Source organism: Streptomyces sp. NPDC012769, assembly GCF_042901205.1.
GTDB lineage: Bacteria > Actinomycetota > Actinomycetes > Streptomycetales > Streptomycetaceae > Streptomyces.
In genome coordinates this window covers 85,244-105,244 of the sequence record NZ_JBIBCP010000004.1, presented here as the reverse complement: position 1 = coordinate 105,244, position 20,001 = coordinate 85,244, and the positions used below count along the sequence as shown (strand labels likewise).

Below are 20,001 nucleotides of genomic sequence, written 5' to 3'. Positions count from 1 at the left end.
GTTCGCATACGGCGTGATGCTAGGCGGGTCGTTTCAGGGGAGGGCGGTGAACGCGCCGAGCAGGAGGCCGAGGAGCGCCCCGACGATCATGAACGGTCCGAAGGGGATCGCGTCGCCGCGGTCAGCGCGCCCGGTGACGACGAGCCCGAGTCCGTACAGCGCGCCGAGGAGGAATCCGGCGAAGGCCCCGGCGAACAGCACCCCCCAGCCGTACCAGCCGAGGGCCGCGCCGAGCGGCACGGCCAGCTTCACGTCACCGAAGCCCATGCCGTTCGGGTGGAGCATGGCCAGCAGCAGATAGCCGCCGCCGAGCACGAGCGCCCCGAGCAGGCTGTGCGTCCAGGACCCCGCCGCGTACGGCAGGAGCGCGGCGAGCGCGAGCAGCAGGGGCAGTGCGACGGCGAGGGGCAGGGTCAGCCGGTCGGGGAGCCGGTGGACGCGCACGTCGACGCAGGCGAGGAGGGTGCCGAAGGGCGCGGCGAGCAGCCAGACCAGCAGCTCGGGCCGGGGGACGCCGGTGGCCGCGGCGAGCGCGGCGCAGGCGAGCGCGGTGAGCAGCGGCGCGGTGAAGGGCGCGGGAGTGGTGGCGCAGCCGGCCCGCCCCGGGCCGCCCAGCCAGCCCCGGGCCGGCCCGGCTAAGGCGTGACCGGCGGGGCAACGGGAGCGCCAGGGCTCGTCCGCGGCGACCGACAGCCGGTACGCGGCGCGGGGGACGAGCAGCCCGGCCGCCGCGCCCCAGAGGGCGGCGGTGGTGACGAAGGCGATCGACGGGGCGTCCACGGCCCGAGCCTAGAACTAGGGTCGTGGCCATGGGGAGGACATGGCGCGACGGCACCGGTTGGCTGGAGATTCCGGGCGGGCACGGGCGGGTGCCGCTGGAGGTGGCGGCCTCCTACCGGGCCCGGCGGCGCGGCCTCCTCGGCCGCGACGGCCTGGACGGCGCGCTGCTCATCACGCCCACCAACAGCGTTCACACCTTCGGGATGCGCTTCACCGTCGACGTCGCCTATCTCGACCGGTCGTTGACCGTCCTCGACGTGGTCACCATGCGGCCGGGACGGCTCGGCATGGTCCGGTGGCGCGGCCGGCACGTCCTGGAGGCGAGGGGCGGCGCGATGGCCGGCTGGGGTCTGCGGCCGGGCGTACGGGTCGCGATGGAACTCACGGACCGCAGGGACCCTGGAGGTGTTTCCGGCCGCACGGACCTCACGGAGGGCCCGAGCCCAGGAGCGTGAACGCCCCGTACGCGGCGGAGGCGAGCGCCAGGGCGGCCAGGACCGGTACGACCGTGCGGGTACGGAGCCGGGCCAGGGCCGCGGCGGGCGGCAGGAGCAGTCCGAACGCGGGCATCATCAGGCGCGGCCGGGAGCCGAAGTACGCGGCGCCGACCAGGGAGACGAGGACGACGGCGATCGTGTACACGAGCAGCGGCAGCGGCTGCCGTTGCCGTACGCACAGGACGATCAGCCAGGCGAGCAGCGCGAGCGCCGCGCACAGCCCGAGGGCGGCGGGCCACGGCAGGCCGGCGATGAACAGGGCGAGGGCGACACCGCCGTCGATGGAGTTGCCCCAGGCGGCCTGCACGTCGAAGTAGGCGGTGGGGCCGCCCTGGCGGACGCCGACGTAGACGATGTAGCCGAGCCAGCCCAGCGGGGCGAGCAGGACACCGGCGGCGACGCGGGCGCGGAGCCTTCGCTCGCGCACGACCGTGACGAGGGCGGTGATCCCGATCGCGGCGATCAGCGCGGCGGCCGTCGGGCGGGTGAGCCCGGCGAGCACGCACAGCGCGCCGGCCAGGATCCAGCGGTCGCGCAGCACGGCCCAGAGCGACCAGGCGGCGAGGGCGGTGAACAGGGTCTCGGTGTACGCCATCGACTGCACGAACGCCGTCGGGTACACCCCCCACAGGACGGCGAGCACCACTCCCGTGCGCGGCCCGGCCACCTGGGTGCCGACGGCGTGGATGCCCCAGGCGGCGACGAGCGAGGCCGTCCAGGACACCAGCAGCCCGGCGGTGGCGGCGTCGACCGGCAGCACGGCGGACAGGGCCCGCTCCAGGAGCGGGAGGAGCGGGAAGAACGCGAGGTCGGCGTGGACGGCGCCGTCGGGCAGGGTGACCTCGTAGCCGTAACCGTGCTCGGCGATCCGCACGTACCAGACCGAGTCCCAGCGGCCCGAGAGCCGGTGCAGCCCGTCCTTGCCGGTGGCCGCGGCGACGGCGGCGAGGACGGCGAGACCGAGGAGGCGGGTGGCGGCGTAGCCGCCGAGCGCGGCCCAAGGCGGGGCGATCGCGCGCGGGACGCTCGTCCGCGACACGGTCGGCGGCGCGGCGGGGGTGGTGCGGGACATGTGGTCGATTATCGGCCGCCTGGGCGGGAGCCCGGTCGCTGCCTCGGGAGGCCGGCTCTCGCGCCGGACGGTCAGCCGCCGGGACGCAGGCGCAGGAACCTGGCGGCCATGACCGGCCCCAGCTGCCGGACGATCTCGTACCCCGGCTCATGGGGATGCGGCAGGTCGACGAGGAAGGACGTGACGATCACCTCGTCCACGCCGACCTCACCGCGGCGGCTCTGCTCCTCCAGGAAGTCGAGCGTGCGCCGCCAGTCGACCGCGCTGCCCTCCTCCTCCAGGAACGAGCGGACGGTCCCCTGGACGACGTCCCAGAAGAAGACGTGCGGCAGGACGACGCCCTGGGTGAAGACGTGCGACTCGTAGGCGTCGCGGAAGGAGGGGATGCGGGCGACGAGGTCGCTGACCAGCTGGACGCTCGGGGTCGTGGTCGTCATGCGCTGCCCATTCGGGAGGGAGGAAGGGCTGGGGTTCGGACCAGGATCCTCCTCGGGAACGCCCTGTCCGGCCGCCTTTGCGCTTTCCTTACGGCCTCTTTCGACGGGTTTTCCACAGGGGGTGCGAACTGTCCCTCTTCCGTGGATCGTTGGGCGTATGTACGAGTTGATGTCGCCGACGATGCTCGCCAGGGGCGGGGTGCTGCTCACGGTGTGGGCGCTCGCGGCCGGCTGGCCGCGGGGCCGGCTCGCGGGGCGGCTGCGCCGGGACGGCTGGCAGCGGATCTGCCGGGGCGCGTGGGCGGTCCCGGGAAAGGAGGTGGACTGGCGCGTGCGGGCCAGGGCGGTCCAGCTGCTGCGGCCGGAGCTGGTGTGCAGTCACCGGACGGCGGCGGCGCTGCACCGCATCGAGCTGCTGGGCGAGGGACCGGTGGAGGCGGACGCCCTGGACTTCGCGGCTCCCCCGCCCCATCGGGGAGGAGCGGCCGCGCGGGGGTGGATACGGGTGCACGGCACGGCCCGGCTGACGGACCGTGACTGCTCGCTGCGGCGGGGGTTGCGGGTGACGAGTCCGGCGCGGACCGTCGGCGACCTCATACGGACGGCCGGCAGCCGGGAGGCCGCCGTGGTCGTCGCCGACTCGGCGCTGTCCCACCGCTTCGTGGGCGGCCTGCGGCGCGCCCCGCTCGTCCGCGCCGAGGACCTGGCCGCCGAACTGGCGGCGCCCCGCTGCCCGGGCGGCCCGGCGGCCCGCCGCTGGCTGACGCTCGCCGTGCCCGGCTCCGGCTCCCCCGCCGAGACGGTCGCCCGGCTACGGATGCGCGACGCGGGCCTGCACCCGGAGGTCCAGCCGACCCTGCACACCGCGGCGGGCCGCCCCCTGCGCCCCGACTTCTACTTCCGCGCCGCCGGACTGGTCGTCGAGATCGAGGGCTTCGCCTTCCACGGCACGCGGGAGGCCCACGAGCGGGATGTCCGCCGCTTCAACGAGCTGCAGAACTGCCCGGGCGTGCGTCGTGTCCTGCGCTTCACGGCCCACGAGGTCTTCACCCGTCCCGACCGGATGACCGCCACCGTCCGGGCGGCCCTCGGAGCCCTGGCGGCGCGTCCGGGGGCGCCGTAGGTCACCCGCCGGAGGTGCGGGGGAAGGACACCTCGACGCGGCGGTTCTTCTTCCGCCCCTCCTCGGTGGAGTTGTCGGCGATCGGATAGTCCTCGCTGTACCCGCGGATGTCGAAGGTCGTCCCCGGGTCCAGGTTCCTGGCCAGCACCTGCTGCACGGCGTCGGCACGCTGTTTGGAAAGCTTCAGCCCGTGCTCGTAGGTCCCGAGGTCGTCGGTGAACCCGAACACCCGGACGCGGCTCGACCCCTGCTTGTTGATCTCCACGGCGATGGCGGCGATCCGGGCGGTGGCGGCGGGGCTGAGCTTGGCGCTGTCCTTGGGGAACAGCACCTCGGCCTGCAGGGCGAACGTGACGTCCACGTTGGTGTCCTCCCGGCGCTGCTCACCGCCCTCCTCCTCGACGATCTGCTTGATGTCGAGGACCTTGGCGGGGGCGAGGGTGGCGCCGTCCGGCAGCATCAGCGCGGGCGAGTTCGCGTCGATCGCGGCCGGCGGCGCGCCGACCGTCGTCGACCCGGGCGGATCATCGGCCCGCGCCACCCCGGCCCCTCCCCCGAGGAGGACGACCGTGACGGTGAGGGCGGCGAGGCGGCGGGATGTCGTCGTCATGGCTGCGCCCTCAGGAGAGCTTGATGGTGGCGGGATCGAAGGTGGGGAGTTGGAGCGAGACTTCGGTGGTGGTGGGGGGTGGGGCGGGGAACTGCATGAAGACCGGCGTCTTCGCTCCGGCAGCCAGGCTGGAGAGCCGCGTGGTGGTGAGGGGGCGCCCATCGGTGTCGCGAAGCACGTAGTAACGCTTCTTTCCGGTGGAGTCGAGAAGGGTGGCGCCTCCGAGCGAGTTGCCGTGCTTGATGATCTCCGTCTCGTCGCCGCTGAGGTGGGAAGAGATGACGGCGATGTCGTCCGACGTGTTCTTCAGCTCACCCTTGACCGTGATGAAGCCCCCAGCGTCCCGCGTCGCCGAGTGGACGGAGAGTTCAAGGCCTTCCTGTCCCTTGAGTACGGCGATGGGATCGGCCGGCGCCTCGGACTGCGGCTGAGCGTTCCCCTCACTGCTCCTGGAAGCGCTGCTGGTCGTCGTCGGCTTGTCCCGCGGCGGCTTCTCTTCCTCGCCGCAGCCGGCAAGGCCGATGACAAGTCCGGCCGTTACGGCGACCGAGGCCCACCCTCTGCCGACCTTCTTCGTGTGCCGCACACTCATGGAAACAGGGTCCTTCGCTCGTCAGTCGACCAGTCGGACGGTAAAGAGGTCGGCCGCGTCGGGCAGCCGAGGGTCTTCCGGGTCGATCGTCCACTCGACGCCGTCACAGACAAGGCCGGTGATCGGTTGCGGTTCGGGGCTGGGCGTGGGAGTCGGCTCCGGGGCGGCCGAATCCGTCGGCGTGGGCGTGCTGGGCGTCGGCGGTGGGGTCGGCTCGGGAGCGTCAAAGGAGCAGCGGGGTTCGAGGACGGCCGTCGCCGTGGCCACGGCGTGCTGCCTTTCCGTACCCGGCACGAGGGAGTTGCCCACCGTGTCGAGGGTCCGGATCTGCACGCGGAACTCTTCTCCTCCCCCGGACCTCCGCGCCGTACAGCCGTTGGCGAGCAGTTCCGCGCGGTTCTCCGCTGCGAACTGAGCCGCCCGTTCGCAGGACTGTTCCGGGACGTAGTCCTCGCCGCTGAGGAATCCCTCCCATGCGTCCGGGTCCGTCACCACCTGCAGCCAGCCGTCCCGGAGTTGCTCTCGCGCGTCCTGCGCCGCGGCGAGTGCGGCGGCGTCGGCCGCTGTCTGTCCGCCGTTGCGGGTGGCCGCCGCCTGCCCCACGGCGAAGTAGACGAACGCGAGGAACAGCAGTCCGGCGATCACCGCGATGTAGACGGGAAAAGCCTGGCCATCGTCCCGCCGACGGTCGCCGGGGCCTATGAACCGCCTCCCCCACCCGTCAGGCTGGCGATCTTCCGCGTGATCGCGTCCTTGATGCTCTGACCGATGTCCGTGCCGGTGATCGCCACCACGATCGCCACCACCACCACGATGATCCCCAGGTACTCCACCGCCGTCTGCCCGCGGTCTCCCCTGGCCCGGGCGGCTCTGGCTTCGAGCCAAGTGGCCGCGTGCACCCTGGCCTTGGTCAGGGCCTTCAGCAGCGCGTCGTTCATGGTGTTCCCCTCCGTGTACGGCGACGCGGGCAGGGTACGCCCGGAGGGGGTGGGGATCACAGGGTCCGTAGGCCCAATTACGGTGTGTCACAGGGGGCGGTGGGGTCATGACGCCGTCCTCGTGCCGAGCCAGGAGGCGATCGCTTCGCCGCGGGTGGTGCTGTGGAGCTTGGCGAAGATGCGGTTGATGTGGTTCTTGACCGTCTTCTCGGTGATGGAGCAGGTGGCGGCGATCTGCTGGTTGGTCATGCCGGATGCGATCAGGTTCATCACCTCCACCTCCCTCGCGCTCAGACCGAACCGTTGCACTTGCGAAGCGGGATTCCTGAAGCGCAGTATATTCGAGACAGTTGATCCTCCGCCAGGATGTGCAGTCGCACGCACCGCGTGGATCAGTTCCGACTCGTCGAACTCCCCGTGGACAAGCTGCGCGCACCCCGCGCCCCGGACCGGGGTGTGGGTGAGGAGCAGGACCGGGGCCAGGGACGTCAAGGCGCGGGCGGGGGCCGCGGGGCCGTCGAGGAGGATCAGGTCGGGGGCGGGGCGGACGGCCTCGGGCGGGAGGTGCGGCGGTGGCGTCAGCACCTCGATGTCCCGGTGCGCGCCGAGCAGCACCGCCAGGCCCGCCCGCACCACCGGGTTCCCGCTCGCCACCAGCACTCTCAGCATCCCGGCCGCCCTCATTCGCCCGTGATCGAGCCGAAGTCGGTGCCCGTGCCGAGGAAGAGGCCCGCCCCGAGCAGGATCATCGTGGCCGGGACCATCAGCGTGGTGATGACCATCGTGGCCTTGGGAACGGCCTTCGCGGCCTTCCTCCTGGCGTTCTGGGCGTCGGTCCGGCGCATGTCGTCGGCGATCTGGATCAGGGTGTCGACGATGGGGGCGCCGAGCTCCTCGCCCTGCTGGAGGGCGGTGACGAACTGGGCGACCTGCTCGGAGTCGTTGCGGCGGCGCAGGGCGTCGAAGGCCTCTCGGCGGCTGACGCCCATGTCCATCTGGCGCAGGGTGATGCGCAGTTCGTCGGCCCACGGCCCCTCGTACCTGCCGGCGACCCGCTCCAGCGCCTGGCGGAAGCCGAGGCCCGCCGAGACGACGACGGCCAGCACGTCCAGGAAGTCGGGCAGGGTGCGTTCGATCTGGTCCTTGCGGATCCGGACCGCCGACCAGATGCCGACCTCCGTCCAGAACGCGCCGAAGGCGAACAGCAGCAGCGCGACGAGGACCGAGCCGCGCCCGAGCATCAGCAGTCCGCCGAAGCCGCCGAGGAAGCCGTAGACCGCCCGCCTCGCCCCGTAACGGTCGATCGTCAGGCCGCCGGGGTTTCCCGCGAGGTCGATGCGGCGGCGGACGGAGTTGACCCGCTTCGGGCCCATGAGCCGCAGGACGGCCGGTGACCAGCGCATGCCGAGCCGGTCGACGACGGAGTCGACGGCGCCGGTGCGGGTGGCGCCGACCTCCAGGGCGAGCTGGAGGTCGCCGGGGAGCCTGGCGTCGGCGCGGTAGAGGCGGATGCCGTAGCAGAATCCGGCGACGGCGAGTCCGGCGAGCAGGGCGAGCAGCAGTTCCATGGTGACGACCCCCTACACGTCGATCTTCGCGAGGCGGCGGATGACGACGAAGCCCACCACGTACAGCGCGAAGGCCACGACCACGGCGACCTGCCCGGCGGCCGAGCCGGTCATCCGGTCCAGGGCGCCGGGCTGCATGTTGTCGATGAGCAGCAGCGAGCCGACGCCGATGACCGGGACCGCGTACGCCGTCAGGCTGACCTGCGAGAGCTGGGTGCGGACCTCGCGCCGGGTCTCCTTGCGTTCCTCCAGGGTCTCGGTGAGGTTGCGCAGCGAGGAGACGACGGTCCCGCCGGCCCGGTTGGCGAGGACCAGCGTGGTGACGAGGACGACGAGCTCACGGGACGGGAGGCGTTCGGCGAGCTCGCCGAGGGCGTCGTCGACGGAGGTGCCGACGGCGAGCTGCTGGGCGACCCGGGCGAGTTCGTCGCCGGCCGGCGCCTCCAGTTCGTCGGCGGCGAGGGAGAGGGCCATGCGCAGGGCGAGGCCGGCCTGGGTGGCGTTGGCGAGGATGCGGGAGAGTTCCGGGAGCTGGTTGATGAACCTCTCGATGCGCTTCTGCCGCTGCCAGTTGAGGAAGCCCATGGCGGCCCATACGCCCAGGAAGCCGGAGATGGGTCCGAAGAACGGGGAGAGCAGTGCCTGCCCCGCGGTCCACAGGACCACCACCGTGACCGCCATGGCGACGACGAACTCGCCCGGCGTCACGGACAGTCCGGTGGCGGAGATGCGGAGTTCCAGCCTGCGCCCGAAGGCGGTGCGGCGGATCCGCCGGTCGATGCCCCGGAACAGGCGGCCGCGCCGGCCGGTGCCGCCCTCGCCCCCCTCGCCCGCGGTCTGCGAGAGGCGGGCGATCAGCGCGGCCCGCTGGGCGGCCCCGCTCGCGTAGAGCTGGACGCCGATCACGGCGAGGACGCCGGCGACCAGGGCCGCGGCCACCGTCAACAGTGTCGGATTCACGGAGATGTCCCCCTACTTCGCTTCCCGCGTGGCGAGGTGTGCGTCGGTCGCGGCCACGCCGAAGGCCTGCGGGACGGGCTGGCCCGCCATGTACAGCCGGTCGGCGACCCGGCGCGGCAGCGGGTGGTGGGCGAACTCGCCGTGGACCCGGCCGTCGGCGGCGATCGGCCGGGCGTTGAAGCGGCAGACGGTGGCGAGGAGGTAGCGCTCGCGGCCGTCGGAGGCGAGGATCGCGATCTCGGTGACCCTGCGGGTGCCGTCGGGATGGCGGGTGAGCTGGACGAGGACGTCGACGGCGCTGTTGATCTGGTCGCGCAGCGCCTCGAAGGGGACCTTGACCTCCGACATGGACGCGAGGGTCTGGAGGCGCATGAGGGCGTCCTCGGCGGAGTTGGCGTGGACGGTCGCGAGGGAGCCGTCGTGGCCGGTGGACATGGCCTGGAGCATGTCGAGGGTCTCGCCGCCGCGGACCTCGCCGACGACGATGCGGTCGGGGCGCATGCGCAGGGAGTTGCGGACGAGGTCGCGGATGGTGACCTGGCCGCGGCCCTCGATGTTCGGCGGGCGGGCCTCCAGGCGGATCACATGGGACTGCTGGAGCTGGAGTTCGGCGGAGTCCTCGATGGTGATGACCCGCTCGCCGTCGGGGATGAGTCCGGACAGGGCGTTGAGCAGGGTGGTCTTCCCGGTGCCGGTGGCGCCGGAGACGATGATGTTGAACTTCGCCTGGACGAGCCCGGACAGCAGGAGCAGCATCTGCTCGTCGAGGGAGCCGAGGCCGATCATCTCGTGCAGGGTGTAGGCGCGGGGGAAGCGGCGGATGGTGAGCGTGGCCCCGGTGAGCGACAGCGGCGGGATGATGACGTTGACGCGTTCGCCGGACGGCAGGCGGGCGTCGACCATGGGGTTCGACTCGTCCACGCGCCGGTTGACGGTGGAGACGATCCGCTCGATGGTCTGCATCAGCTGCTCGTGCGAGGCGAAGCGGAGCGGGAGCAGTTCCACCCGGCCGGCCCGCTCGACGTAGATCTGGTCGGGGCCGTTGACCATGATCTCGGTGATGGAGGCGTCTTCGAGGAGTGGTTCGAGGACGCCGAGGCCGAGTGCCTCGTCGACGACCCGGCGGATCAGCTGGGCGCGTTCGGCGGTGGAGAGGACGGGTCCCTCGCGGCTGATGATGTGGCCGAGGACGCGCTCCAGGCGGGCCCGCCGCTCGGCGGCGGCGAGCGCGGACATCTCGGTGAGGTCGATCTCCTCGAGGAGCTTGGCGCGGAAGGACGCGACGAGGTGGCCGTCCTCCCGTCCGCCGCCCGCCCGGTGGTCGTCAGGGGTGCTGATGCGGGCCCGCAGGCTCATGACTGGTCCTCCTCGGGCACGGGCATGGTGGCGGTCCTCGTCACGGGCTCGAAGGTCCAGAAGGGGACGAGGGAGGGGATCCGTACGGTGACGGTCGCCCTCCCGCCCGCCTCGGAGACGTCGCTGCGGCGGGCGATCCAGTCGCTCATGGCCGCCTCCCCCGCCGTCTCCGGGTCCGGTACGGAGTCGGTGTCGTCCACGCTCGCCGCCCGCGCGGCCGCCCGCGCTCCTGTGCCGGCCTGCTGGGCGGCGTACGCGACGAGGCCCAGCTGCACGCCGACGAGGCCGATCAGCAGGAGGATCGGCAGGAAGCCCAGGTACTCGATGGCGACCTGGCCCCGGTCACGTCGTCTCATCGATCCTCCCCCTCCCACACGGCCGCGGCCTCGCCCGTCACCGTGAACGGGAAGCTGATCGCGCCCGGGAAAAGCACCGGAACCTTGAGGTCGACCCGCGCCCGCGCCATCCCGTCCTCGCGCCGGCAACCCGGCGACGCGCCCGCCCGCCAGGCGCCGTCCAGGTGCCGCAGCGCCGCCTCCCCGCAGCTGTCGCCGACGGCGTAGGCCCGCGCCGCCTCGTCCGCCGCGTTCCCCGCCAGCGTGTACGTGTAGCCGATCAGGACGCACTGCCACAGCAGCACGAGCGTGAGCAGGATCAGCGGCAGCATGCCGACGAACTCGACCGCCACCTGTCCCTCGTCACCCCGTACGCCGCGCCCGGCCGGCACCCGTCCCATGTCAGCGTCCCGCCCCGCGCCGCCGCAGCCCCAGCGCGCCGCGGTCCGACGCCCGTACGAGCTCCCGGCCCCGGCCCTGCCCGCCCCGGCCCTGGTCGGCCGCCGCCTTGACCAGGCCGAGCTCACCCGCCAGCGCCCACAGCGCCTGCTTCACCGTCGACCGGGCGTCGAGGTCGTGCAGGCGGCCCGCGTCCACGACGGCGGCGAGTTCCTTGAAGTGGGCGGGGACAGCGACGCCGGCCAGGCGGGTGCCGGTGATCTTCTGGATGAGGGCGGGCTGGATCTCCGTCGAGCGCTGGTGGCGGTTCACCACCACGGTGCTCTCCTCCGGCTTGCGGATCTGGAGCCGGTCCCACATCCGTACCACCCGTTTGGCGGCCCGTACCGCCACCACGTCCGGCGTCGTCACCAGCAGGGCGGTGTCGGCCATCTCGACCGCCGCCGCGCCGGCCGCGTCCAGGTGGGTCCCGCAGTCGAGGACGACGACCTCGTAGCGGCCGCGCAGGGCGCTGACGATCTGGCGGGCGGAGCGGTCGGTGACCTCCTCGCCGCGTTCGCCCTCGCCCGGGGCCAGGAGCAGGGAGAGGCCGGTCTCGTGGACGTAGACGGCGTCCTGGAGGACGCGGGGCGAGATGTCGTCGACGGCGGCGAGGTCGGCGAGGGAGCGGCGGAACTGGACGTCGAGGTAGGAGGCGATGTCGCCGCCCTGGAGGTCCATGTCGACGAGGGCGACGGTGCGGCCGGAGGCGCGGGCGGCGAGGGCGAGGTGGACGGCGGTGACGGTGGTGCCGACGCCGCCCTTGGCGCCGCTGACGGTGACGACGGTGCCGCCGGGCCCGGTGGAGGTGTCGGCGCCGGCGCCGAGGTGGCGGCGGACGCCGGTGGACCACTGGGCGGCGGCCTGGACGCGGCTGGCGAGTTCCTCGTAGCCGAGCGGGAGGGTGACGAGGCCGCGGGCGCCGGAGTCCATGGCGGCGGAGAAGAGCACGGGGCTCGCGTCGGCGGTGATGAGGACGACTCCGACGGCGGGGAAGCGGAGGGCGACCTCGCGGATGAGTTCCAGTGCCGGTACGGGGCCGATGCGTTCGTGGACGAGGACGACTTCGGGAAGTTCGTCGAGGGATTCGGCGGCGAGCCGGGCGAGGGTGTCGACGAGCTGGGTGGAGTCGGTGACGGGCCCGGCGGGTTCGGCGTCGGGGAGCTGGCCGATGAGGGTGGTGACGGCGCGGGCCGCGTCGGGGTCGGCGACGGCCGGCAGGATCCTGGTGGGCATGGCCGGGCCTCACTTGTCCTTGTCGAGCGTGTAGGTGCGGTCGCGCGGGTCGGGCGGGGTGGTGGTGCCGGGGGCGACGAGCGCGAGGCGGACGTGCTCGGCGAAGGACTCGGCGTAGGCGACGCGCTGGGCGTCGGCCGTGGTGAGGGCGAAGGTGATGGGGACGGCCTCGGTGGCGCGGCCGGCGCGGTCCTCGCGGCCGGCGTCGATGGGGGTGAGCGCGCCGACGTCGAGGACGCGGGCGGCGGCGACGATCAGCTTGGACTGGGCGGCCGGGCCGCCGCGTTCGCCGGCGAAGGTGGCGTAGATGTTGACGGTGGCCCCGGGGGTGATCTTGCCGGCCACACCGGTGGCGGCGTCGATCATGATGGCGATCTCCTGCTGGCCGGGGGCGAGCGCGGGCCGTTCGACGATCATGTCGGCCTGGAGGAGGGAGCCCCGTTTGAGGGTGGTGACCGCGATCTTGCCCTCGGTGCGGGCGAGGTCGGTGACGGCGGTGGCCGGGAGCCAGCGCTCGGGCATGGTGATCTTCTCGAACTGGTGGGCCCGGAGCGGGGTGTAGGGCGCGATGTCGCCCTTGATCCGGTACGCGGTGACCTCGGGCCCGACCTTGGAGTTCACGTCGCTGATCACGGAGAGCACGCCGGCGAAGGCGCCGAGGGCGCACAGGACGGAGAGCAGCAGCAGGATGACGCCACGGCGCTGGCGGGAGTTCATGGCCGTACTACCTCGATCGTGGACGGGAACGGGGACGCTAGCGGTGACCGGTGGGGGTGGCCGGGGTCGGTTCGGCCGTGGGCAGCGGCGCGGCGCAGAAGCCGCAGCGGTCGCCGATGAGCTCCATCCGGCACCAGTGGCAGGTCTCGCGCCGTACGGAGGAGACGAGTTGGTACAGGACGGGCAGGTCGGGCAGGTAGGCGGCGAACTCGACGAGCTTGCCCGTGCCCCACCAGCGGGGTGAGGACTCGGGAAGGGTGGCCTCCTGGACGGCGCGGACCTGCCAGCGGGGCGCGAGGGCGGTGGTGGGCCAGTCGGTCTGGAGCTGGCCGCGGGCGAGCACGAGGTCGGTGCCGAACTCGGGCCCGGTGAGGGTGTCGGATCCGGCCGGCCCGGAGGATCCGAGGCGTACGAGCTGGGGGACGGGTCCGGCGAGGACGGCGAAGTGGGCGCCGGGCAGCCAGCCCTTGACGTGCGAGGCGAGGCCGACCGGTACGTGGTCGAGCCGGGCCACGGAGCCGAGGACGGCGCCGGCGTAGACGTAGTGGGCGAGCAGCCGGGCGGCGGAGGCGAGGACTCCGGGGCTGAAGTCGCAGGTGGCGAGCTGGCGCAGCTGCCGGACGAGGACGGCGGCGCCGAGCGGTGGCAGGTCGGTCCTGACGATCGCGATCCGGTCGGATTCGAGCAGCCCGCGGACCGCGTACAGGCGCTGTTCGGTCGCGGGCGGTGCCGTGGTGGGGCAGACGACGATCAGGTGGCCGTGCCGTTCGAGCAGGAGCTGGACGTCGGCGAGGGTGGCGTCGAGCGGCCGGGTGTCGGGGCCGGGCAGGACGGCGGCGGGGAGTGTCTGGGGGTCGGTCGGGGGCAGCACCAGGTCAGGCCTTGTGACCGCAATCGCTGTCGGCACGTCGGGCTCCCCCGATCCCTCACTGACCACTCGTTGATCACTTGCTGCGTTCGCGGCGTCACCGCTCCTGCACTTTAGCCACGCCGCTCGGGCGCTGAACACACAATCGTTCAAGCTCCGTCACTTTCTCGGCGCCGTGAACTGCGCTTCCTTCCACAGGTCTTGACAACCCGATTGGTCTGGACCAACTTGTTGCCCCTCCCCCACTTCCCCCCGGAGGCAGCACGTGGACCGCACCACCACAGCCGCGCTCGCGCTCGCCGTCGGCGCCGGGCTCCTCGTCGTCGGCGGCGCCGGCACCGCCCAGGCCGCGGACGTCAACGTCGCCAGGAACGCGGGCTTCGAGAACGGCCTCGCCAACTGGTCCTGTTCCGCCGGCAGCGGCGCGGCCGTCCCCTCGCCGGTACGCACCGGGGCGGGCGCCCTGCGGGCCACCCCGGCCGGCCTCGACAACGCCCGCTGCACCCAGACCGTGACGGTCAGGCCGGGCTCCACCTACACGCTGAGCGCCTGGGTGCAGGGCGGCTACGCCTACCTGGGCGCGACCGGCACCGGCACCACCGACGTCTCCACCTGGACGCCGGACAGCGCCGCCTGGAAGCAGCTGAAGACCACCTTCACCACCGGCCCCAACACGACGTCGGTGCAGATATACACGCACGGGTGGTACGGCACGGCCGCGTACTCCGTCGACGACGTGAGCGTCTTCGGCCCCGACGGGGGCGGCGGCACCGACCCGGAGCCGACGGTCCCGGCCACCCCCGCCGGCCTCGCCGCCGGCACCGTCACCTCGTCGTCGGTCTCGCTCAGCTGGGGCGCGGTCTCGGGCGCGACGGGCTACAAGGTGTACAAGGACGGCTCCCTCGCGGCGACGGTGAACAACACCTCGGCCACCGTCACCGGGCTCGCCCCCGACACCGCGTACCAGTTCCAGGTGGCCGCCACCAACGCCGCGGGCGAGTCCGCCAAGTCGGCCGCCGTCACCGCGCGGACCGCCAAGGTCACCGACCCGGGCCCCGGCCCGGCCGTGCCGAAGCACGCGCTGACCGGCTACTGGCAGAACTTCGACAACGGCGCCGCGGTGCAGAAGCTGCGGGACGTGCAGGCGCAGTACGACATCATCGCCGTCTCCTTCGCGGACTCCACCGCCACGCCCGGCCAGATCGTCTTCAACCTCGACCCGGCCGTCGGCTACGCCTCGGTCGCCGACTTCAAGGCCGACATCGCGGCCAAGAAGGCGGCCGGCAAGTCGGTGATCATCTCGGTCGGCGGCGAGAAGGGGAACGTCACCATCAACAGCGACGCCTCCGCCACCGCCTTCGCCAACAGCGCGTACGCGCTGATGCAGGAGTACGGCTTCAACGGCGTCGACATCGACCTGGAGCACGGCATCAACTCGACGTACCTCACCAAGGCGCTGCGCCAGCTGTCCGCCAAGGCCGGTCCGTCGATGGTGCTGACGATGGCCCCGCAGACCATCGACATGCAGAACACGGGCACCGAGTACTTCAAGACCGCGCTCGCCGTGAAGGACATCCTCACGGTGGTCAACATGCAGTACTACAACAGCGGCTCGATGCTCGGCTGTGACGGCAAGGTCTACAGCCAGGGCTCGGTGGACTTCCTCACCGCACTCGCCTGCATCCAGCTCCAGGGCGGTCTGGACGCCTCCCAGGTCGGCCTGGGCGTGCCCGCCTCGACGCGGGGCGCGGGCAGCGGCTACGTCGACCCGCAGATCGTGAAGAACGCGCTCGACTGCCTGGCCAAGGGCACCGGCTGCGGCAGCTTCAAGCCCTCGAAGACCTACCCGGGCATCCGCGGCGCGATGACCTGGTCGACCAACTGGGACGCGACGGCCGGGAACGCCTGGTCGAACGCGGTCGGCCCGCACGTCCACGGCCTCCCGTAACCCCTTCCGTAACGCCGTCCGTAAGACCCTCCGTTAAGCCGTCCGCGACGACTTCCGTCACGCGTCCACGATCCCCCCTTCCGGGGGAATCCCTCCGCAGCGCCGCCGCTCCCCCGGCGGCGCTGCGCCGTTTTCGGGGCCGGCGGCGGGAGAATATGGCCGAACTTCACTCCTTGACCGGTGCATGCCACACCCCCACGATGTGCACACCCGCACCAGTCTGTCGCACACCCCCACACTCCCCACCCAGGAGACAGCATGCGACTTCGAACCCGAGGTGCCCGCGGAACCCGCGGCCCGGGCAGAGGAAGGACCGCCGGTCTCGCGGCCCTCATGGCGCTCGCGCTCGCGGCGCCCCTCTCCGGCCTCACCACACCCGCCGGGGCCGACCCGGCGCCGACCGCCGTCGCCCGGGACGGCGAGGAGGTGATCCGGCAGTACGAGGTCGCCGGACCCGCCACCGCCGCCCAGCGCTCCGCCCTCACCGCCACCGGCGTCTCCATCGACGAGGTCGACGCCCGCTCGGTCGTCGTCAGCGCCAACGCCCAGCAGCTCGCCCACCTCAAGAGCCTCGGCTACAAGACCACCCCGCTGCCGGGGCCGCCCGACCGCAGCGGCGGCCACGACCACACCCATGGCGTCGGACCGCTCGACTTCCCCTCCGCCGACTCCAAGTACCACAACTACGCGGAGATGAACGCCGAGATCGACCAGCGCCTCGCCGCCTACCCGTCCATCATGAACAAGCGGGTCATCGGCAAGAGCTACCAGGGCCGTGACATCGTCGCCATCAAGATCAGCGACAACGTCGGCACGGACGAGGCCGAGCCCGAGGTCCTCTTCACCCACCACCAGCACGCCCGCGAGCACCTGACCGTCGAGATGGCGCTCTACCTGCTGCGCGAGCTCGGCGCCGGCTACGGCACCGACTCCCGGATCACCAACATGGTCAACGGCCGGGAGATCTGGATCATCCCCGACCTCAACCCGGACGGCGGCGAGTACGACATCGCCTCCGGCTCCTACCGCAGCTGGCGCAAGAACCGCCAGCCCAACTCCGGCTCCTCGTACGTCGGCACGGACATGAACCGCAACTGGAACTACAAGTGGGGCTGCTGCGGCGGTTCCTCGGGCTCCAAGAGCTCCGAGACCTACCGCGGCGCCGCGCCCGAGTCCGCGCCCGAGGTGAAGGTCGTCGCCGACTTCGTCCGCTCCCGCGTGGTGGGCGGCAAGCAGCAGATCAAGACCGGCATCGACTTCCACACCTACAGCGAGCTCGTCCTGTGGCCCTTCGGCTGGACGACCGCCGACACCGCGACGGGCATGACGCAGGACGACCGTGACGCCTTCGCCACGGTCGGCCAGAAGATGGCGTCGAGCAACGGCTACACCCCGGAGCAGTCCAGCGACCTCTACATCACGGACGGGTCGATCGACGACTACCTCTGGGGCACGCACAAGATCTTCGGGTACACCTTCGAGATGTACCCGGCCTCGTCCTGGAACGGCGGCTTCTACCCGCCCGACGAGGTGATCGAGCGCGAGACCAGCCGCAACAGGGACGCCGTGCTGCAGCTCCTCGAGAACTCCGACTGCATGTACCGCTCCATCGGCAAGGCCGCGCAGTACTGCTAAGACTCGTTCCGCAGTTCACCAGAGGGTGAGCTGCGGGTCGCAGCCGGGGCGGCGTCCGGGCTGTCCGGCGTGGTCACGCACGGCGCGTGTCTCATCCGGGGTCGCTCGGGGCCGCCTTGCGGCGGTTCGGTGAGCAGAGGTCTCCCCTTGGCGGGGGACTGCCACGCGACCAGCACCCCGAGGGGTGTTCTGGCTCGGTGTGGTTGACTCACGCAGGGCTTCTTCCAGCCCTTCATCGAAAACGATCTGTACGTGCCGGGACATCGCGGTGTCCAGGTACGCGGTCTTGGGGTCGTCCACGTCGGTGAGGCGGACGAACGCGGCCAGGGCGGCGGATACAAGGTCTCGCTTGCCGACCAGGCCGCAGGCAATGCACTTGTGTTCCCGATCCCGCAGCGCCTTGCTGACGCGCTGGCCGCACATGCAGTGCTGTGACAGGGCCGTTGACCAGGTGGACGCCCGTACGAGCCGTCCGCGCGCTGCCCGGCATTCGCGGTCGAGGGCGCCGATCAGCATTCCCGGTGTGGTCTGGGAGAGGCGCTTGCCCCACAGCCGGTACCAGGTGCGGATGTCGCAGTCCTCCACCACGAGGACGGGTCCGTGGGCGGCGATGATCTCCCGTGCCACGCTGCGGGCACGGTGACGGCGGTGTTCGGCGGCGCCGGCGGCGGCTTCGGCCTGGCGGGCGCGCTGCTCCCGGTAGTGGGCGGACAGCTTGTCGCGCCGGTATGCCTGCTTCGGCACCCCGCCCGCACGGGCGGCGCGGGCACCGCCCGGAACCTTGACCCTCTTCTCCGGGAGTCCCTTGGATGCGCGGCGCTCGGCCCGGCGCTGCTGCTTCTTCGACAGCCCGTACTGCGCCGTGTTCGTCGCCCGGCGGGAGCGTTCCAGCGCCCGCGCCCGGCCCCGCCGCTTCTTCGCCGACTTCTCCAACCTGGCACGCTCGGCGTCGGTAAGCGTGATCTCGATGGACGCCGGTGCGCTGTCGGCAGGGTCCAGGCTGGCGGGGAAGGAGACGACGGAGAGGTTCGAGACGTTGCCGTCCACCCCGCCGATACGGTTCAGGGAGGCAGCCCGCTGCCGCATCTGCTGTACGGCGGGGGACGCGTAGCCAGGACCCAGCACCATCAGGTGCGCCTCGTACGCCCAGCCGCCCGGCGCACCGGCTTTGCGGCGGCGCACAAGGTCCACCTTGTGCCAGCGGGCGGGGTCGGTGAGGAAATGCTCCGCCCGCGCCCACTGTCCCGGCCCCTGGGGGATGCGCACAGGGAGGACGAGGTCACCACGGGCGGAATCGGGGCCGCCCGCGAACACCACGGCGAGGGGACCGGCGTGGTCCCACCACGTGGCCTTGCGCATCCCCGGCTTGCCCGAGGCGGTGGTCTTGCCCGTGGGCACGCTGCCAGACGGCACGGTCGGCTTCGGCATCCGGCGCGGCTGCTGTAGCTCTTGCCGACCGCCGTCGGTGTAGGCCATGGCGTGGCCGTGGAGGCTGCCGGCGAGGCGGAAGGTTTCCCACTTGTTGGTGGTGGTGTGGGAGCGGGCGCGGCCGGGGATGCGGGTGAAGTCGTGCCAGCGGCCGGTCCTCGGACGGCCGAAGCGGTGGCCGGTGGCGTCGGAGAACAGGTGCCGCTGCACGCCGTTCCACACCTCGTCAGCCATGTGCATTGCCAGGGCCTTCGAGGCGTGGTGCCTGAGGTGCCCGGAGTCCTCCAGGTGCCGGTAGGCGCAGCGCTCCAACGTCTCACGGGAGAGGCCGAGGCGCTGCCGTACGGCCTTCGCGCCCTGCTCGTTCCGCTCGTGGTACGCGGTCCAGTAGGCATTGACCTTGGCGCGGGCATCGCGCTGGACGGCGTGCTTGATACTCCACATCGCAGCGAACAGCTTGTTCAGCCGGTCCAGGTCGCCGGGGTCGGTGACGGCCAGCGGCAGCACCATCACCGACACCACCCCGCCGTCGGGCTTCTTCCACTTCGGGGCCTTGTTCCTCCCCCGGAACCTCCCTGCCGTCCGGGCAGCCCGCATGACCGCCACCCCCTCCCGTATGGCACCGGCTCCACCCAACCTAGAGAGCCCTTCGCACGCACAGGCGAACTCCGTACGCATTCACCGATACTCGCGACACCCCGCACGCACGTGCGACCAATGGGCGGCGGGCACAACTCAAGGTGACCGTCCAACACGTCTACCTCAACCGCAGCCGAGCCGACTTCCCCACCCCCGGCCACGTCGGGCGCCGCACCCCGCCGTGGCCGGCCGACCGGCTCCACTCAACGTCACACCAGCCTGCACCCCCGCGCCATGTCGCACTGGCCCGGACCGACCATCAAGGCGTTCATTGTCCTGGTCGCCTGCACCGCCGCGCTCCTGCCAGCGCCGGGACGTGGGCGGCCGTGGACGATACTGCTGGACAGCCGCGTCCTACTGGCCGCCATCGCCTGGCGCACCAACCTCACCCACCGGCAGCTCGCCGACCTCTTCGGCGTCGTCCTGGCCACCGTCCACCGCGTCATCGACCGCATGACGCCCCTGGTCGCCGGGCTCCTCGAACCACCCGGAGGGCGCCGGTCGGACCTGTGGGTCGTGGACGGCACTCCTGCGCCCGGCCACGACCGCACCATGGCAGCCTGCTCAAAGAACTACCGGCGCTCCGTCAATTTCCAGGTCACCATCCGCGCCCGCGACCGCCGCATTGTGGCGGTCGGCGACAACTGGCTCGGCAACCGCAACGACATCGTCGTCTACCGCGCCACAATGGCCGACCAGGTCACCAGACATCGCCTCAAGGACTTCCAGGTTCTACGCCAGCACCACAGGCGCGGGAAGCACTTCAACGACACCGCCCGCGCCGTCGCCGTGCTCCACAGCCTAAAGATCGACTACGTATGAAT

General features: G+C 72.0%; 22 protein-coding genes. 5 read left to right on the top strand and 17 right to left on the bottom strand.

All coding sequences use genetic code 11. The annotated features are described in order from the left end of the window. Nucleotides 1-33 precede the first annotated feature (33 nt). Complete coding sequence (locus ACFY7C_RS21785; RefSeq protein WP_389653092.1) at nucleotides 34-780, bottom strand: prepilin peptidase; 747 nt, start codon at nucleotides 778-780, stop codon at nucleotides 34-36. A gap of 29 nt (nucleotides 781-809) precedes the next feature. Here ACFY7C_RS21785 and ACFY7C_RS21780 point away from each other — a divergent pair, with 29 nt between their 5' ends. After that, nucleotides 810-1,235 (top strand): DUF192 domain-containing protein, encoded by a 426-nt coding sequence (locus ACFY7C_RS21780; protein WP_389653089.1) that lies wholly within the window; start codon nucleotides 810-812, stop codon nucleotides 1,233-1,235. On the opposite strand, the gene ACFY7C_RS21775 is transcribed toward ACFY7C_RS21780, so the two are convergent. Together ACFY7C_RS21775 and ACFY7C_RS21770 are read right to left on the bottom strand one after the other, a co-directional pair. Then, on the bottom strand, nucleotides 1,207-2,349 hold the full coding sequence (locus ACFY7C_RS21775; protein WP_389653086.1) for a mannosyltransferase family protein: 1,143 nt from the start codon (nucleotides 2,347-2,349) through the stop codon (nucleotides 1,207-1,209). The genes ACFY7C_RS21780 and ACFY7C_RS21775 overlap by 29 nt on opposite strands. A 71-nt stretch (nucleotides 2,350-2,420) precedes the next feature. Next, nucleotides 2,421-2,786, bottom strand: a complete 366-nt coding sequence (locus tag ACFY7C_RS21770) for a hypothetical protein (protein ID WP_389653083.1) — start codon at nucleotides 2,784-2,786, stop codon at nucleotides 2,421-2,423. A gap of 157 nt (nucleotides 2,787-2,943) precedes the next feature. Between ACFY7C_RS21770 and ACFY7C_RS21765 the strand changes: the two genes are divergently transcribed. Then, nucleotides 2,944-3,909, top strand: coding sequence for a hypothetical protein (locus tag ACFY7C_RS21765; RefSeq protein ID WP_389653080.1), 966 nt, complete (start codon nucleotides 2,944-2,946; stop codon nucleotides 3,907-3,909). A 1-nt stretch (nucleotide 3,910) separates the two neighbouring features. Here the strand turns inward: ACFY7C_RS21765 and ACFY7C_RS21760 are convergent, their stop codons facing one another. From ACFY7C_RS21760 to ACFY7C_RS21700, 13 genes are all read right to left on the bottom strand, one after another. Continuing rightward, on the bottom strand, nucleotides 3,911-4,519 hold the full coding sequence (locus tag ACFY7C_RS21760) for an OmpA family protein (protein ID WP_389653077.1): 609 nt from the start codon (nucleotides 4,517-4,519) through the stop codon (nucleotides 3,911-3,913). Nucleotides 4,520-4,529: 10 nt separating this feature from the next. Next, a complete protein-coding gene (locus ACFY7C_RS21755; RefSeq protein WP_389653075.1) occupies nucleotides 4,530-5,111 on the bottom strand; it encodes a hypothetical protein in 582 nt (193 codons plus the stop codon). Between the two features lie 21 nt (nucleotides 5,112-5,132). Then, entirely contained in the window at nucleotides 5,133-5,756 is a 624-nt protein-coding gene (locus ACFY7C_RS21750; protein ID WP_389653072.1) for a hypothetical protein, read from the bottom strand. A gap of 53 nt (nucleotides 5,757-5,809) precedes the next feature. After that, nucleotides 5,810-6,049: a Flp family type IVb pilin gene (locus ACFY7C_RS21745; protein ID WP_389653069.1), complete on the bottom strand. Its 240-nt coding sequence runs from the start codon at nucleotides 6,047-6,049 to the stop codon at nucleotides 5,810-5,812. Nucleotides 6,050-6,154: 105 nt separating this feature from the next. Next, the gene (locus ACFY7C_RS21740; RefSeq protein ID WP_389653065.1) at nucleotides 6,155-6,718 is read right to left on the bottom strand and encodes a response regulator transcription factor; all 564 of its coding nucleotides are present in this window, start codon (nucleotides 6,716-6,718) and stop codon (nucleotides 6,155-6,157) included. An 11-nt stretch (nucleotides 6,719-6,729) separates the two neighbouring features. Continuing rightward, nucleotides 6,730-7,617: a DUF5936 domain-containing protein gene (locus ACFY7C_RS21735; RefSeq protein WP_389653062.1), complete on the bottom strand. Its 888-nt coding sequence runs from the start codon at nucleotides 7,615-7,617 to the stop codon at nucleotides 6,730-6,732. A gap of 12 nt (nucleotides 7,618-7,629) precedes the next feature. Next, a complete protein-coding gene (locus ACFY7C_RS21730) occupies nucleotides 7,630-8,577 on the bottom strand; it encodes a type II secretion system F family protein (RefSeq protein WP_389653060.1) in 948 nt (315 codons plus the stop codon). Nucleotides 8,578-8,589: 12 nt separating this feature from the next. Next, nucleotides 8,590-9,933 carry a CpaF family protein gene (locus ACFY7C_RS21725; protein WP_389653057.1) on the bottom strand — a complete coding sequence of 448 codons (1,344 nt, stop codon included), beginning with the start codon at nucleotides 9,931-9,933 and terminating at the stop codon, nucleotides 8,590-8,592. Beyond that, complete coding sequence (locus tag ACFY7C_RS21720; RefSeq protein WP_389653054.1) at nucleotides 9,930-10,289, bottom strand: TadE/TadG family type IV pilus assembly protein; 360 nt, start codon at nucleotides 10,287-10,289, stop codon at nucleotides 9,930-9,932. Before ACFY7C_RS21720 ends, ACFY7C_RS21725 begins: the two co-directional genes overlap by 4 nt. After that, a complete protein-coding gene (locus ACFY7C_RS21715) occupies nucleotides 10,286-10,669 on the bottom strand; it encodes a TadE/TadG family type IV pilus assembly protein (protein WP_389653051.1) in 384 nt (127 codons plus the stop codon). The genes ACFY7C_RS21720 and ACFY7C_RS21715 overlap by 4 nt, the downstream gene beginning before the upstream one ends. A 1-nt stretch (nucleotide 10,670) precedes the next feature. After that, the gene (locus tag ACFY7C_RS21710) at nucleotides 10,671-11,942 is read right to left on the bottom strand and encodes a CpaE family protein (protein WP_389653048.1); all 1,272 of its coding nucleotides are present in this window, start codon (nucleotides 11,940-11,942) and stop codon (nucleotides 10,671-10,673) included. 9 nt (nucleotides 11,943-11,951) lie between these two features. Next, complete coding sequence (cpaB, locus tag ACFY7C_RS21705) at nucleotides 11,952-12,659, bottom strand: Flp pilus assembly protein CpaB (protein WP_389653045.1); 708 nt, start codon at nucleotides 12,657-12,659, stop codon at nucleotides 11,952-11,954. 37 nt (nucleotides 12,660-12,696) lie between these two features. Next, nucleotides 12,697-13,566, bottom strand: a complete 870-nt coding sequence (locus ACFY7C_RS21700; RefSeq protein WP_389653042.1) for a hypothetical protein — start codon at nucleotides 13,564-13,566, stop codon at nucleotides 12,697-12,699. 226 nt (nucleotides 13,567-13,792) lie between these two features. Here ACFY7C_RS21700 and ACFY7C_RS21695 point away from each other — a divergent pair, with 226 nt between their 5' ends. Next, entirely contained in the window at nucleotides 13,793-15,475 is a 1,683-nt protein-coding gene (locus tag ACFY7C_RS21695; protein ID WP_389653039.1) for a chitinase, read from the top strand. A 258-nt stretch (nucleotides 15,476-15,733) separates the two neighbouring features. Beyond that, on the top strand, nucleotides 15,734-17,110 hold the full coding sequence (locus tag ACFY7C_RS21690; RefSeq protein ID WP_389653036.1) for a M14 family metallopeptidase: 1,377 nt from the start codon (nucleotides 15,734-15,736) through the stop codon (nucleotides 17,108-17,110). A gap of 15 nt (nucleotides 17,111-17,125) precedes the next feature. Here ACFY7C_RS21690 and ACFY7C_RS21685 read toward each other — a convergent pair whose 3' ends face one another. After that, a complete protein-coding gene (locus tag ACFY7C_RS21685; protein WP_389653033.1) occupies nucleotides 17,126-19,135 on the bottom strand; it encodes a transposase in 2,010 nt (669 codons plus the stop codon). 276 nt (nucleotides 19,136-19,411) lie between these two features. On the opposite strand from ACFY7C_RS21685, the gene ACFY7C_RS21680 reads away from it, so the two are divergent. Beyond that, nucleotides 19,412-19,999 (top strand): transposase family protein, encoded by a 588-nt coding sequence (locus ACFY7C_RS21680; RefSeq protein WP_389653030.1) that lies wholly within the window; start codon nucleotides 19,412-19,414, stop codon nucleotides 19,997-19,999. The last annotated feature ends 2 nt before the right edge of the window (nucleotides 20,000-20,001 follow it).